This window comes from Pseudomonas sp. FSO-7 (genome assembly GCF_059579345.1).
Window position 1 is genome coordinate 2,201,997 of sequence record NZ_CM184193.1, and the last position, 12,773, is coordinate 2,214,769.

Here is a 12,773-nt window from a genome sequence, read left to right on the forward strand (position 1 = left end):
AGGCTGTGGCAAAGGCTGATAGAATCCGCTGATTCTTCAGTCAGGTTTCCGTCATGCATCCCGCAGCCGAACATTCGCCGCTGGGCAAATCCAGCGAATACATCGCCACGTACACGCCGTCACTGCTGTTCCCGATCCCGCGCACCGCGAAATGGGCGGAACTGGGCCTGACGGCCGAGACCCTGCCGTACAAGGGCGTGGATTTCTGGAACTGTTTCGAGCTGTCGTGGCTGTTGCCGTCCGGCAAGCCGGTGGTGGCCATCGGTGAATTCGCGATTCCGGCGGACTCGCCGAATATCATCGAATCCAAATCCTTCAAGCTGTACCTCAACTCCTTGAACCAGACCCCGTTCGCCGATACCGCGAGTTTGGAAGCGATCCTGCGCCAGGACCTGTCGGCGGCTGCCGGCAAGGCGGTGGGCGTGCGGATCCGCAGCCTCAAGGACGTGGAGCGTGAGGGCATCGTGGCGTTGCCCGGTACCTGCATCGACGACCTGGACATCAGCGTCGACTCCTACGCACACCCGCGCCCGGAGCTGCTGCGCTGCGATGCTTCGCGTATCGTCGAGCAAAGCCTGCACAGCCACTTGCTCAAGTCCAACTGCCCGGTGACCAGCCAGCCAGACTGGGGCAGCGTGGCGGTGGAATATCGTGGCGCGGCCCTGGATCCGGCCAGCCTGTTGGCCTACATCGTCAGCTTCCGCCAGCATTCGGATTTCCATGAGCAATGTGTGGAGCGGATCTTTCTTGACCTGCAGCGCTTGCTCAACCCGGAGAAACTGACGGTGTATGCGCGGTATGTGCGCCGTGGCGGGCTGGACATCAACCCGTATCGCAGTACCGAAGACGTTCAACTGCCGAACCAGCGCCTGGTCCGTCAATAAACTTTCCTTGTCGCAGTGAGCTCTTGTGGGAGCGAGCTTGCTCGCGATAAGGGCGGCACATTCAACATTGAGGTTGGCTGACACACCGCTATCGCGAGCAAGCTCGCTCCCACAGGGGATTGTATTTCAGGCCGTGAAACTAAAAAGCCCTGCTGGCGATAGCAGGGCTTTTTGCATTCGAAGGGTTCAGATCCCCATGTTGCCCAAGGCCTGCACGATGTTGCGCAAGGTCCCGGCCAGCGTCGGGTGTTCCAGTTCGAAGCGCTCGACGGCCAGGTTCACATTATCGGCGAGGTTGGCGTCCTGTGTTTTGGTTTCCAGCTCAAGCTCAAGTTCGATCTGTTGCATCAGCGCGTGCAGGTCAGCGCGCTCGACTTCGGAAAGCGGTGGATTCTGTTCCAATTGCTCGCGCAGTTTGTTGAGCTGTTCTTGCAATTCGCGGGCAGGCATTGGCGTACTCCCTTTATTGATAGGCACAGCCATGGACCGCGACGCTGCGTCAAAAGTCCATGGCCTGCCTTAAGAGTAATCCACACTCACGCGCCCTGCATGATCCCGGTCAGGGCTTCTCGCCTTTAATACGGCGCAGGCAGATATCAGCCAGGCAAGTGTCGAGTTCGCCCAAGTGATCGATCACTGAATGCACCCCCAGGCCGAACAACTGTACGGTGGCCTTGGCGCGTTTGGTTTCCCGCTCTTGTTGGCTCAATGCCTGCCACTCGGCGGGCGCCAGGCCACACAAAGAGCCGCAGGATGCCAGCCCGATCGTCCACAACCCTGCGTTGAGTCCTGACTGCAATAACCGTGGTTCGCCGCTGACCAACACGCAGCCGTCCAACTGCTGGACGTTCAGCGTCATCAGCGCTTGCCAGCAGGCATGCGGCGCTGGCCACGGATAATTTGTTGCAGGAAGTTGCGGCGCCTTGATGGACGTGGGCAATGAGGCCGCCAGGCTATGGCTGATGGCGGGCGGCAATTCGTCGAGCCAGGCGCAGGGGATATTCAGGTGTTGCAAGCGTTGCAGGCTTTCCAGGGCGCCGGGTGTCGGGTGGGCGTGATCCGCTGGCGCTGCCCCTGGCTGACGAATGCGCGCCCCGAAATCCACCAGGCATCCGCTGAGGCCAAACAGTACGGCGGTCAGGCTGGGGGCGGGGAGGGGCAGGGCTTCGGCGCGGGGCATGGGAACGTCCTTGAAATAACCAGCAGCCTAATGGGCTCCGATGACAGTCCGGTGACAGTGAGATGAAGGGGGCCAGTCGTGGAAAAGTCCTACGGCCTGCGTGTTTTTCGGTGCTGCCTATCCACGCGTTCCGTCTTATACTAGCCAGCTTACCGCCTGGGCTCGGCGCCCTTGCCTGAATAATCCAAGGAGTTTTCCCCTATGCGCTGGAGCCATCGTCTAGCTCAGCTGTGTCTTTCCGCTTGTGTCCTGCTGGTTCCGTTCGCCACCCAGGCCGCGACGGAAGAAGATCCTTGGGAAAGCATCAACCGTCCAATCTTCACCTTCAACGACACTCTCGATACCTATGCGCTCAAGCCGCTGGCCCAGGGTTATCAATACGTGACGCCGCAATTCCTCGAAGACGGCATCCACAATATGTTCCGTAACATCGGCGACGTGGGCAACCTGGCCAACAACGTGCTGCAGGCCAAGCCGGCCGCCGCCGGGGTCGACACCGCCCGATTGATCTTCAACACCACCTTCGGCCTGCTGGGCTTCTTTGACGTGGGCACCCAGATGGGCCTGCAGCGCAGCGATGAAGATTTCGGCCAGACCCTGGGTTACTGGGGCCTGGGCAGTGGTCCGTATGTGATGCTGCCGCTGTTGGGGCCGAGCACCCTGCGTGACGCACCAGCCAAGCTGGTCGATGACTACACGGCTCCGTATCGTTATATCGATAACGTCTCGGTGCGTAACTCCATTCGCGGCTTGAACGTCGTCGACACTCGCGCCAGCCTGTTGTCGGCCGAGAAAATGGTGAGCGGCGACAAATACGTCTTCATCCGCAATGCCTACCTGCAGAACCGTGAATTCAAGGTCAAGGATGGTCAGGTCGAAGACGATTTTTGATTTCGGCCTGTAAAACCAAGAAGGCGGCCCAAAAGGCCGCCTTCTGTGCTTTGAGGCCGTGCTTGAGCGGGTTTGATCCTTCCATTGAGTTACGCTTCGCTCGGTTCTTATAACTCTCTGTGCTTTGACAAATAAAGACGGCAAGCGGCTATCTGCATGAGCTTGAAACGCCCCGCGGATGGGAGTACCGTCTGCGCCTTAGAAGGGCACCTCTGATGTAACGGCGTGTAGGGCAAAGGCCTGAAAGTTGTACGACAGAGAGGCTAGAAAGCGAATCCAGTAGTGCGTGCCAGGCCCGACCGCCCAGCCCGCTACGCCAACCTAATTCTGGCGCCGTTTGCCCACATGCCAAAAACCAGTGCCACGCTGCTGATAATCGATGATGACGAAGTGGTGCGAGCCAGTCTCGCAGCCTACTTGGAAGACAGTGGTTTCAGCGTCCTGCAGGCCAGCAATGGCCAACAGGGTCTTCAGGTATTCGAGCAAGACAAGCCCGACCTGGTCATCTGCGACCTGCGCATGCCGCAGATGGGCGGACTCGAACTCATTCGCCAGGTCACCGAGATTTCCTCGCAGACCCCGGTGATCGTGGTGTCGGGCGCGGGCGTGATGAACGACGCGGTCGAGGCGTTGCGTCTGGGCGCGGCGGATTACCTGATCAAGCCCCTTGAAGACCTCGCGGTGCTCGAGCACTCGGTGCGCCGGGCCTTGGACCGTTCGCGCCTGTTGGTGGAAAACCAGCGTTACCGCGAGAAGCTGGAAACCGCCAACCGCGAGCTGGAAGCCAGCCTGAACCTGTTGCAGGAAGACCAGAACGCCGGGCGCCAGGTGCAGATGAACATGCTGCCGGTCAGCCCCTGGACCGTCGACGATTTCCGTTTTGCCCACCAGATCATCCCGTCGTTGTACCTGTCGGGCGATTTCGTGGACTATTTCCGCGTTGACGAGCGGCGAGTGGCTTTCTACCTGGCGGACGTTTCCGGCCATGGTGCGTCCTCGGCCTTCGTGACGGTGCTGTTGAAGTTCATGACCACGCGCCTACTGTTCGAATCCAAGCGCAACGGCACGCTGCCAGAGTTCAAGCCATCAGAAGTCCTTGGGCATATCAACCGAGGCCTGATCAGTTGTAAGCTGGGCAAACACGTCACAATGGTCGGTGGAGTCATCGACGAGGAGACTGGTTTGTTGACCTATAGCATCGGCGGTCACCTGCCGTTGCCTGTGTTGTATACGCCAGACAGTGTTCGTTATCTGGAAGGGCGTGGTTTGCCGGTGGGCCTGTTCAACGAGGCCACCTACGAAGATCACGTACTGGAATTGCCGCCGACATTCAGTCTGACGCTGATGTCTGATGGCATTTTGGACCTTTTGACAGAACCTACACTCAAAGAGAAAGAAGCGGCCTTGCCTGAACGGGTGAGCGCAGCGGGCGGCAGCCTGGAAGGCTTGCGTCAAGTGTTTGGATTAGCCACGCTCGGGGAGATGCCGGATGATATCGCCCTGTTAGTGTTGAGCAGGAACCTTTGATGAGTACCGGTAGAATCCAGTTCGCCGAGCAGGACGGCACCTTCGTCCTGAAGTTTGTCGGTGAAGTGCGCCTGACCCTGTGTTCGGCGCTGGATGCGACTATTGAGCGGATCTTCACCGCGCTGAACTTCAGCGCCATCGTGATCGACCTGACCGAAACCCGCAGCATCGACAGCACCACGTTGGGCCTGCTGGCCAAGCTGTCGATCCTGTCGCGGCAAAAAGTCGGCCTGCTGCCGACCGTCGTCACCACCCACAACGACATCACCCGTCTGCTGCAATCGATGGGCTTCGACCAGGTGTTCAACATCGTGGGCGACCCCGTGCCGTGTCCGGAATGCCTCGACGACCTGCCTGACCAGGACCAGTCCGAAGAGGAAGTGCGGATCAAGGTGCTCGAGGCCCACAAGATTCTCATGGGGCTCAACGATTCCAATCGTGAAGCCTTTCATGATCTGGTGAATGCGTTGGAGCGGCCTTGAGCCTTGGGGTTTGTGTAGGCTGCACTGGCCTTATCGCGAGCAAGCTCGCTCCCACAGGTTTTGTGGCGTTCTCATAATCGAGCCTGACCGACATCCCTCTGTGGAAGCGAGCTTGCTCACGATAGCGTCTGTCGAGCCGCCACACTCTTAAGCCAAACCGCATAAAAAAGGGCGAACCCAACCAGGTTCGCCCTTTTTGCAATGCCGGCTGAATCAGCTCAAAGCTTGGCTTGCAGCAACGCCTCCAGCTTCTCCTGGTCCCGGGCAAACTGACGAATACCTTCGGCCAGTTTCTCGGTCGCCATGGCGTCCTCGTTGGACAACCAGCGGAACTGCGCTTCGTTGAGGATCAAGCGCGCCTCTCCGGCTTGCCCTGGGGCCAGCTTGCGCTCCAGCTTACCTTCGTCGGCGGCGAGTTTCTCCAGCAGGTCCGGGCTGACGGTCAAGCGGTCACAGCCAGCCAGTTGCTCGATCTGGTTGAGGTTGCGGAAGCTCGCGCCCATGACCACGGTCTTGTAGTCATTGGCCTTGTAGTAGTTGTAGATGCGCGTCACCGACTGCACGCCCGGATCATCCGCGCCGGTGTAGTCGTTGCCATTGGCTTTCTTGTACCAGTCGTAGATACGGCCCACAAACGGCGAAATCAGGAACACCCCGGCATCGGCACAGGCGGCGGCCTGGGCGAAGGAGAACAGCAGCGTCAGGTTGCATTGGATGCCTTCACGCTCCAGTTGCTCGGCTGCGCGAATGCCTTCCCAGGTGGAGGCGATCTTGATCAGCACGCGATCCCGGCCAATGCCGGCCTTTTCGTACAGATCGATCAGACGATGCGCACGCTTCAACATGGCCTCGGTGTCGAACGACAGGCGCGCGTCCACTTCAGTGGAAATACGCCCTGGGATCACTTTCAGAATCTCTTGCCCGACCGCCACGGCAAAACGGTCGCTGGCCAGGCCCACATCGCCCTTGCAGTCCGCCACGCAGGCGTTCAGTTGCTCGGCATAGCCGTGAATGGACGACGCCTTGAGCAGAAGGGAAGGGTTGGTGGTAGCGTCCACGGGTTTGACGCGGGCGATGGCCTCGAAGTCGCCAGTGTCGGCCACGACGGTAGTGAATTGCTTGAGTTGTTCCAGCTTGGAAGTCATGAGCGTGCTCTGTCCTATGGGTCCGTTGACATTACCCGAGGGCCGGCAGCCACTCAAGGGCGTGAAGAGGTATCGACGGCCCCAGCGGCAACAACCTGAAAACGGCTGTTTGAAAGGCCGGGGCGGTATCGGTAGATACGATGCCAAAACAGCGTGCAGGTTCAAAGCAAGTGACGGTTAACGCCCTTCCAGCAGTTGCCCTGCCTGATCCAGCAACGCCAATGGATCCTTGGTTTTGTGAATGTCCACTGACAACAACTGCCGAAACCGCCGCGCTCCCGGGAACCCGGTGCCCAAGCCCAACACGTGACGGGTGATGTGATGCATCGCCCCGCCAGCGGCCAGGTGATCGGCGATATAAGGTCGCAACTGTGCCAGCGCCTCGGCCCGGGTGATGATCGGCGCGGTGCTGCCGAACAGTTGCTGATCCACTTCGGCCAGCAGATACGGGTTGTGATACGCCTCGCGCCCCAGCATCACACCGTCGAACGTCTGCAGATGTTCGTGGCAGGCCTCCAGCGTCTTGATTCCACCGTTGAGCACAATCTCCAACTCCGGAAAATCCGCCTTCAACCGCGCGGCCACGTCATAACGCAGCGGCGGGATGTCGCGATTCTCCTTCGGCGACAGCCCCTCCAGAATCGCAATCCGCGCATGCACGGTAAAACTCGTGCAACCGGCCTCACGCACCGTCCCGACAAACTCACACAACTGCTCGTAACTGTCCCGCCCATTGATCCCGATGCGATGCTTGACCGTCACCGGAATCGACACCGCATCGCGCATGGCTTTCACGCAATCGGCCACCAACCCCGGATGCCCCATCAGGCACGCGCCGATCATATTGTTCTGCACCCGGTCGCTGGGGCAGCCGACGTTGAGGTTGACCTCGTCGTAACCGTGCTCCTGGGCCATACGGGCGCAGGCGGCCAGGTCGGCTGGGACACTGCCGCCTAGTTGCAGGGCTAGCGGGTGTTCGGACTTGTGGTGGCGCAGGAAGCGTTCGTGGTCACCGTTGAGCAAGGCGCCGGTGGTGACCATTTCGGTGTAGAGCAGGGCGTGCTTGGAGAGGATGCGTAGGAAGAAGCGACAGTGGGCGTCGGTCCAATCCATCATCGGGGCGACGGAGAAGCGGCGGGAGAGCGGAGCAGTTTGTAGGGGCATTGGGAATCTGAGTCATCGGGGCGAATGGACGCAGTTTATCAGGGATGCTTGTCGGGTACTTGGTGGGCTCTCAAGCCTAGCTACTCAATCTTTGATGACAACCAGGCAGACCGCATGCTCGGTCAGCGTTTCAGCGCGCACCTTGTGTTGACGATTTAATGTGGCTACGATAATTGCATGCAGATTACCTATGACCCAGCCAAAGACGCTCGCAACGTCGAAGAACGTGGACTTCCGTTTGCCCTCGTGCGGGACTTTGAATGGTCTACAGCATTGATCCTGGAAGATGCTCGATTCGACTACGGCGAGTGTCGTTATCGGGCGATGGGGTACATAGGGGATCGGCTGCATGTCGTAGTGTTTACCCCACGGGGTGACGCGGTCCACGTCATCAGCTTTCGTAAAGCCAACAAACGGGAGGTCAAAAATTATGACCAAGAAACCCAGTCCTGAGAGGGTCGATACGGCAAACCCCGAATGGTCGACCGAAGACTTTGCCAAGGCCAAACCAGCCAGCGAGGTGCTTGATGGGTTGTTTGGCAAAGCTCAGGCAAAGGAAATGCTCAAGCCAAAGCGTGGTCGACCCAAGTCGGTAGCCACTAAAGAGCACGTCAATGTTCGTTTCGATGCTGACGTGCTGGAGAGATTCAGAGCTTCTGGCCCGGGCTGGCAAACACGGATGAACGCCGCCTTGGCCGATTGGCTCAAGACGCATACACCAGAAGAACTGAAGGCTTAGTCGCTAAATATTATTCGAAAAAAAATTAGCCGCCGATGAGGCGGCTTTTTGTTGTCTGCGGATTGGATTTGTTTCGGTAACGGTATAGTAAATCCGTAGAGCGGGACAGTTTGTAGGGGCATTAGGAATCTGAATCAGATAAGACCAGTTTGGGACTGCCCCCGCGTCTGGTTTGAATCCAGCGCCGGGCACGCATCGCTGCCACTTGGTCATCGGAAGCGAATTTGCCTTGGTCAGCTTCCTTTACCGCGAGTTCGATCTGTGTGGTCAACGCTTTTTCATGTTCGATGTAGTCGCGAAGAACGTCCATCGCCAGATAGCTCGGACTTTGGCCGTTGGTCTTGGCCAGATCGGCGAGGGAGTTCGATAGGTCTTCGGGCAGGTTCAGTGATATGCCGGACATGGCAGCCTTGATGGTGGACGACTTTTGGGCATCTTACACCGATGGCCGCCCGCTTGAATCAGCAGGTCGTCGCAAGGTGTATCTCGACGTGAATTGTTCCCCTCCCGAGCAGATCTAAGAGCCTCACCGACGCTGCCGTCGAAGGGGACATTTCTGCGGGTGAATCTGGTTTGGGTTACGCCTGTGCAGTGACTACAAATGCTCGGCTCGTACTCTTATTGCCTTCTTGATAGACAATTTAATGAGTCTGTCCCATTTCTTCCGCATGGATGGGCGGAAAATGCCGCCTAGCCGACCGCCTCATTCCGCTTTTTCCGCCTCACGAATGCTATGTTGAAGTCTTTGCTGGCGGTGCCGCGCTTTACTTCATGCGAACCCAGGCCGCTCCCGTTGAAGTTCTGAACGACATCAACGGCGACCTGGTGATGCTCTATCGCGTCGTGCAGAACCATCTGGAAGAATTCGTGCGCCAGTTCAAATGGGCGCTCGGCTCCCGCCAGGTGTTCGAATGGCAGAAAATGATCCGTCCCGAAACCCTCACCGATATCCAGCGCGCCGCTCGGTTCTTCTATCTGCAGCACCATGCCTTTGCCGGCAAGGTCACCGGGCAGACGTTCGGCACCGCGACCACTGGCCCGACCATCAACCTGCTGCGGATCGAGGAGAACCTCTCGGCCGCGTGGCAGCGGCTGTCCGGCACCTATGTCGAAAATCTCCCCTGGCTTGATTGTGCTGAGCGCTACGACCGCGCTCATACGTTTCACTACATGGACCCGCCGTACTGGCAGACCGCTGGATATGGCGTGGATTTCCCGTTCGAGAATTACGAGCGGATGGCTGACTTCATGCGCCGCTGCAAGGGGAAGGTGATGGTCAGTATTAATGATCACCCAGATATCCGCCAGGTGTTTGAAGAATTCCATGTCGAGACACTGGATATTCGTTACTGCAACACCAACCAACGGCAGGGAAAAGCTGAAGTCAGCGGTGAACTCGTGATCATGAACTGGGTCCCTGCCTCTTTGGGCGGGCTGTTTTAGTTACCAAACTTGGCCGTTACCATGGCCTTATCGCCTCGGATCATAAGTGAGCAGTCGAAGTGAAATCAGGGGCGCGAAGCCGAGAGCCCTCAATAAGGTCACTGGGTGCGCTTGAACGCTGGCTTGCATTTCGCTTAATAAAATAGGGCTCCCAATGTGGGAGCCTAAAGCTCTGAAATTACTCAACTCGTCTGTCTGAGTATAGTTCTGCGATTACACCTTCTACTCTAAATTCATCCATATAAAGTAGGGTTGTGTGGCCTATGTCGGTTTTGTAAACTTTTACATTCGGTTGAATAATGATGGTGGGTGCTTTTGACCCGTACATCACTGGCAAAACGAAGTCCTTATGGGCAATTTTTATCTCGCCGAGATGTGCAGTATGGCCTATTAGTTTTTTAGGTTGACCTTTCTTAATTGCCCCTGCTTCCCAAGCATCGTATTCAGAGGGAGTGGCAGGTTTCAAAGCTTCGTTGAATAGTGCCAGAACTGACGATTCTAATCGTTGAGAGTCCTCTCGAGCTTGTTTAGCTTCCATACCAAGTTCAATTATTTTTTGCCGCGCTTGGTTTAATACTATTTGTCCTTTGGGGGTAAGCTCGGAGTTACCCCTCACCCAGCCAAGTAGTCCCTCGTCATTTTTTGCCTGATGAAGTGAAGCAGTAATTTTCATGGTCAGCTCATGTAGATTGTTCCACATGTTACAGTGCTGAGTGTCCAGAATCTTAATTTTAAATTTTTGTAGTAAGTCGATTTTTTCTGGATCAGTTTCGCATTTTTTTTGCGGAAGGTCTCTTGGGGTTTCATGTATAAATGCAAGTACAGGTTTTCCTTGGCTGAGGGCGTAGTTATATTCTTCCTCCGTATAGCTTATACCGCTTGGTGAGGGAGTTCCATATCTTGCTGCTATCACTAAAAGGTAAATGTCGCTAGCGTCAATAATTGGTCTGATAAGGTCTAATTGATTTTTAGAAGAGGCCACAAAATTTTCCATTCCTGCTGGAATGAAATCATTTCGTAAAAGTAATTGAAAAATTTCCTGTCTTTCGTCTATTAGGTCGGTATATGTTGAACCTATAAAAACTTGATATTTTCTTTCCATAACATAACCTCAAGCTCTGTAGTGTGAATGTTTTGCTCTTCTTGTTTTCTAAGTGAATTCAGTTTCAAGGACTTTTATGGCTCCCTAGAAAAGAATTTTTTCTCAACCTGATGGACGAAATCTGAATAAAAACTGAGCCCTAATTTTGCTAAATTTATGGGGCTGAGGTCATCAACTGCTTTTCCTAAATGCATCGTAGGAGGGTTGTATCGTTGTCCGCAGGTTTCAACGGCTATCGCCACGGGGCGTGGTGGAATTACAGTTGCTGTAACGGGATCCCCTTTGTAGGCAACCAAACCCTCCTTCGCGTCCAGGTGCAGATGCTCAATGTACCCACCTTTGGACCCTACAAAATCGTAGACAGTGTAAGCGGGCTCCTGCTTGGCAAGATCTTGGATGGTGTGATTGTCGGCATCGCGAGCATGTTTCAAATAACGGAGCAGCATGTCTTTTCTTCGCAATGCATGAAATTTCCCTTGCCAGGGTTGAAACTGAGCCTGATGCGGTGCACATGTTCGTTCGGTTTTGGTCCATACCTTCTCTAGGCAGGACAAAAACTCGCGCCATTCCGCCTCAAACTCGTCCATTGTAGTGGCGGCAGTCATAGCATCGATTGCTCGGGATGCTGACCATAATTCTGCCTTTGCTTGGCGGAGCGGCTCGTTGGCCATATGTTGATATCTTCCTTGGTTTAATGGTTTGGCTCATGGCAAAACGTAAGCCGTATCATACTGCTGCACACCGGACTCGTTGCTAGAAAACTCCGCTTTTGGCGACCACAAGCAGTGTATTGATACACAGAAGGGGGGAGGCGTCCAATAAACGGCAAAAGACAGCTATTGATCAGATGAAAATCGTCGCGCGTCTGGGGGATCCTGGGTGCCACCGCGGCAGTTATGCCCGCGCATGGGTTTCAGTCCTGGAAGAAACACTAGGCCCTCAGCTTCTAAGGCGAACGGCAAGGCTTGCATCGTCACGTGTCGCAATGGCCGTCGATTTTCTTCAAGATCTCGAGAACGCGCTGGAAGGGCGGCTCAAGTCATTGGCGCCGATTTAGAACAGCCCTTCTGCCGACTCAGGTTCAATTGGCTTGATCAGATCCGGTCCCTTATTGCGGACATTACGGTATCCCTTGCACGGACTGAAGCATCATTGTTCTCTCGAGCTAGGCGTAGTCTTCGTTTTCTTATTTAGAGCTAAACTGTCATCTAGAAACTCTAAAATTAATTCAGGAAAGCAAAGGTCAATATACTTTTGAGTCAGGTAGATTTCTGGCCACCGCCCATCACCCTTTTCCCCACTAAACAGTGACGTCCAGTGGGTGGGGTAGTAACGACTAAGCATGCCAAGAAAATAGGAAAGCATGTATGTAATGGCTATTTGAGAATAGCGAGACCCACTTTCTAATGGTTTAGCGATATGTAAAACCGGTATGGTTTCAAACATTTTATTGATGTATGAATGAATGAATTGAGGAGGTTTTTTTTGAAAATTATTGGCGTCGCAACTTAAGCTGTAAGGGGAGGTGTCTTGCGTGACTTGGTAGCCATGTGATCGGTATATGTCAATAAACTCTAGAAAGCTATCAGATGTTACCTGAGCCTTAAATCCGTTATCAAGATCATAGCTTAGTGATCCGACTGAAGCATATAGAACTGTCTGTGAAGATCGTTTGTGTTCTGAGTTAAGGTCCGGCAGGCGTAGCATTAAGTCGTCAAAGGTTAGTTCGTCACCAAATTCGGGGGTATCATATGCTATGCGCCATTCAACCGCAGAGGAATCTATGTGTATGCATAGGGTGTTGTCTGTCTGCTTGATAATGTCTGAAAATAAGCCTTTGCAGGTTTTTATCTTTAGCTCTCCAAGTGCGGCAAGTCCTGCGGAAATTTCGCCCGATAATGTCTTCGGCCATTCTACAGTTGTAATGCCATGTCCTTGAGTTAAGCCGGATTCACCGCCTTGAGGATTGAGGAGAAGTGCGACTGACCTGCTAAGGCTCGCGACTCCGTAAAATGTTAACAGTGGTTTAACTGAAACATTTGATTCGGCAGAGTTCCTAAAAAACTCCCGTGCTTGTCTTGCGGCTGAAGTTATTTCTTTTGCACGACGGGCGTTCAAGGTTCGAGAAAAGGCCTGTTGGTGCCAAGCTATCACAGAGTCGTGACTCTCTAAAAAAAGAAGCTTCTGCCAAATCGAGCTTTGCATCGTTGAACTCA

15 protein-coding genes are annotated in these 12,773 nt (G+C 55.0%); 7 read left to right on the forward strand and 8 right to left on the reverse strand.

Going from position 1 to position 12,773, the window contains the following annotated elements; genetic code table 11:
• Positions 1-53 precede the first annotated feature (53 nt).
• Entirely contained in the window at positions 54-884 is an 831-nt protein-coding gene (queF, locus tag AC515T_RS09640; protein ID WP_496532274.1) for an NADPH-dependent 7-cyano-7-deazaguanine reductase QueF, read from the forward strand.
• A 186-nt stretch (positions 885-1,070) separates the two neighbouring features.
• Here queF and AC515T_RS09645 read toward each other — a convergent pair whose 3' ends face one another.
• Positions 1,071-1,334, reverse strand: coding sequence for a DUF4404 family protein (locus AC515T_RS09645; RefSeq protein WP_496532275.1), 264 nt, complete (start codon positions 1,332-1,334; stop codon positions 1,071-1,073).
• 109 nt (positions 1,335-1,443) lie between these two features.
• On the reverse strand, positions 1,444-2,064 hold the full coding sequence (gene pcrP / locus AC515T_RS09650; protein ID WP_496532276.1) for an HAD superfamily inactivated hydrolase PcrP: 621 nt from the start codon (positions 2,062-2,064) through the stop codon (positions 1,444-1,446).
• 201 nt (positions 2,065-2,265) lie between these two features.
• Here pcrP and AC515T_RS09655 point away from each other — a divergent pair, with 201 nt between their 5' ends.
• The 3 genes from AC515T_RS09655 (at position 2,266) to rssC (ending at position 4,964) form a co-directional block, all read left to right on the forward strand.
• Positions 2,266-2,955, forward strand: a complete 690-nt coding sequence (locus tag AC515T_RS09655; RefSeq protein ID WP_122567960.1) for an MlaA family lipoprotein — start codon at positions 2,266-2,268, stop codon at positions 2,953-2,955.
• Positions 2,956-3,300: 345 nt separating this feature from the next.
• A complete protein-coding gene (gene rssB, locus AC515T_RS09660; RefSeq protein WP_053120765.1) occupies positions 3,301-4,482 on the forward strand; it encodes a two-component system response regulator RssB in 1,182 nt (393 codons plus the stop codon).
• The gene (gene rssC, locus AC515T_RS09665; RefSeq protein WP_025212773.1) at positions 4,482-4,964 is read left to right on the forward strand and encodes an anti-sigma factor antagonist RssC; all 483 of its coding nucleotides are present in this window, start codon (positions 4,482-4,484) and stop codon (positions 4,962-4,964) included. The genes rssB and rssC overlap by 1 nt, the downstream gene beginning before the upstream one ends.
• 218 nt (positions 4,965-5,182) lie before the next feature.
• Here rssC and tal read toward each other — a convergent pair whose 3' ends face one another.
• Together tal and dusA are read right to left on the reverse strand one after the other, a co-directional pair.
• Positions 5,183-6,109, reverse strand: coding sequence for a transaldolase (gene tal, locus AC515T_RS09670; RefSeq protein ID WP_487753380.1), 927 nt, complete (start codon positions 6,107-6,109; stop codon positions 5,183-5,185).
• 177 nt (positions 6,110-6,286) lie between these two features.
• On the reverse strand, positions 6,287-7,273 hold the full coding sequence (dusA, locus tag AC515T_RS09675) for a tRNA dihydrouridine(20/20a) synthase DusA (RefSeq protein WP_305470379.1): 987 nt from the start codon (positions 7,271-7,273) through the stop codon (positions 6,287-6,289).
• Between the two features lie 177 nt (positions 7,274-7,450).
• Here dusA and AC515T_RS09680 point away from each other — a divergent pair, with 177 nt between their 5' ends.
• Positions 7,451-7,726, forward strand: coding sequence for a BrnT family toxin (locus AC515T_RS09680; RefSeq protein ID WP_496532277.1), 276 nt, complete (start codon positions 7,451-7,453; stop codon positions 7,724-7,726).
• A complete protein-coding gene (locus AC515T_RS09685; protein WP_496532278.1) occupies positions 7,704-8,012 on the forward strand; it encodes a BrnA antitoxin family protein in 309 nt (102 codons plus the stop codon). The genes AC515T_RS09680 and AC515T_RS09685 overlap by 23 nt, the downstream gene beginning before the upstream one ends.
• A gap of 121 nt (positions 8,013-8,133) precedes the next feature.
• Here the strand turns inward: AC515T_RS09685 and AC515T_RS09690 are convergent, their stop codons facing one another.
• Positions 8,134-8,415: a CopG family ribbon-helix-helix protein gene (locus tag AC515T_RS09690; RefSeq protein ID WP_496532279.1), complete on the reverse strand. Its 282-nt coding sequence runs from the start codon at positions 8,413-8,415 to the stop codon at positions 8,134-8,136.
• A 269-nt stretch (positions 8,416-8,684) separates the two neighbouring features.
• Here AC515T_RS09690 and AC515T_RS09695 point away from each other — a divergent pair, with 269 nt between their 5' ends.
• Positions 8,685-9,455 (forward strand): DNA adenine methylase, encoded by a 771-nt coding sequence (locus AC515T_RS09695; RefSeq protein WP_496532280.1) that lies wholly within the window; start codon positions 8,685-8,687, stop codon positions 9,453-9,455.
• Between the two features lie 178 nt (positions 9,456-9,633).
• On the opposite strand, the gene AC515T_RS09700 is transcribed toward AC515T_RS09695, so the two are convergent.
• The 3 genes from AC515T_RS09700 to AC515T_RS09710 form a co-directional block, all read right to left on the reverse strand.
• On the reverse strand, positions 9,634-10,557 hold the full coding sequence (locus tag AC515T_RS09700; RefSeq protein WP_496532281.1) for a DUF4062 domain-containing protein: 924 nt from the start codon (positions 10,555-10,557) through the stop codon (positions 9,634-9,636).
• A gap of 74 nt (positions 10,558-10,631) precedes the next feature.
• Entirely contained in the window at positions 10,632-11,228 is a 597-nt protein-coding gene (locus AC515T_RS09705; RefSeq protein ID WP_496532282.1) for a hypothetical protein, read from the reverse strand.
• Between the two features lie 478 nt (positions 11,229-11,706).
• Positions 11,707-12,762, reverse strand: a complete 1,056-nt coding sequence (locus AC515T_RS09710) for a YaaC family protein (RefSeq protein WP_496532283.1) — start codon at positions 12,760-12,762, stop codon at positions 11,707-11,709.
• Positions 12,763-12,773: the final 11 nt, after the last annotated feature.

Bases quoted from the DNA above. Each gene is read 5' to 3' on its own strand.
- queF (WP_496532274.1), top strand. From the start codon at position 54: ATGCATCCCGCAGCCGAACATTCGCCGCTGGGCAAATCCAGCGAATAC.
- AC515T_RS09645 (WP_496532275.1), bottom strand. From the start codon at position 1,334: ATGCCTGCCCGCGAATTGCAAGAACAGCTCAACAAACTGCGCGAGCAA.
- pcrP (WP_496532276.1), bottom strand. From the start codon at position 2,064: ATGCCCCGCGCCGAAGCCCTGCCCCTCCCCGCCCCCAGCCTGACCGCC.
- AC515T_RS09655 (WP_122567960.1), top strand. From the start codon at position 2,266: ATGCGCTGGAGCCATCGTCTAGCTCAGCTGTGTCTTTCCGCTTGTGTC.
- rssB (WP_053120765.1), top strand. From the start codon at position 3,301: ATGCCAAAAACCAGTGCCACGCTGCTGATAATCGATGATGACGAAGTG.
- rssC (WP_025212773.1), top strand. From the start codon at position 4,482: ATGAGTACCGGTAGAATCCAGTTCGCCGAGCAGGACGGCACCTTCGTC.
- tal (WP_487753380.1), bottom strand. From the start codon at position 6,109: ATGACTTCCAAGCTGGAACAACTCAAGCAATTCACTACCGTCGTGGCC.
- dusA (WP_305470379.1), bottom strand. From the start codon at position 7,273: ATGCCCCTACAAACTGCTCCGCTCTCCCGCCGCTTCTCCGTCGCCCCG.
- AC515T_RS09680 (WP_496532277.1), top strand. From the start codon at position 7,451: ATGCAGATTACCTATGACCCAGCCAAAGACGCTCGCAACGTCGAAGAA.
- AC515T_RS09685 (WP_496532278.1), top strand. From the start codon at position 7,704: ATGACCAAGAAACCCAGTCCTGAGAGGGTCGATACGGCAAACCCCGAA.
- AC515T_RS09690 (WP_496532279.1), bottom strand. From the start codon at position 8,415: ATGTCCGGCATATCACTGAACCTGCCCGAAGACCTATCGAACTCCCTC.
- AC515T_RS09695 (WP_496532280.1), top strand. From the start codon at position 8,685: ATGGGCGGAAAATGCCGCCTAGCCGACCGCCTCATTCCGCTTTTTCCG.
- AC515T_RS09700 (WP_496532281.1), bottom strand. From the start codon at position 10,557: ATGGAAAGAAAATATCAAGTTTTTATAGGTTCAACATATACCGACCTA.
- AC515T_RS09705 (WP_496532282.1), bottom strand. From the start codon at position 11,228: ATGGCCAACGAGCCGCTCCGCCAAGCAAAGGCAGAATTATGGTCAGCA.
- AC515T_RS09710 (WP_496532283.1), bottom strand. From the start codon at position 12,762: ATGCAAAGCTCGATTTGGCAGAAGCTTCTTTTTTTAGAGAGTCACGAC.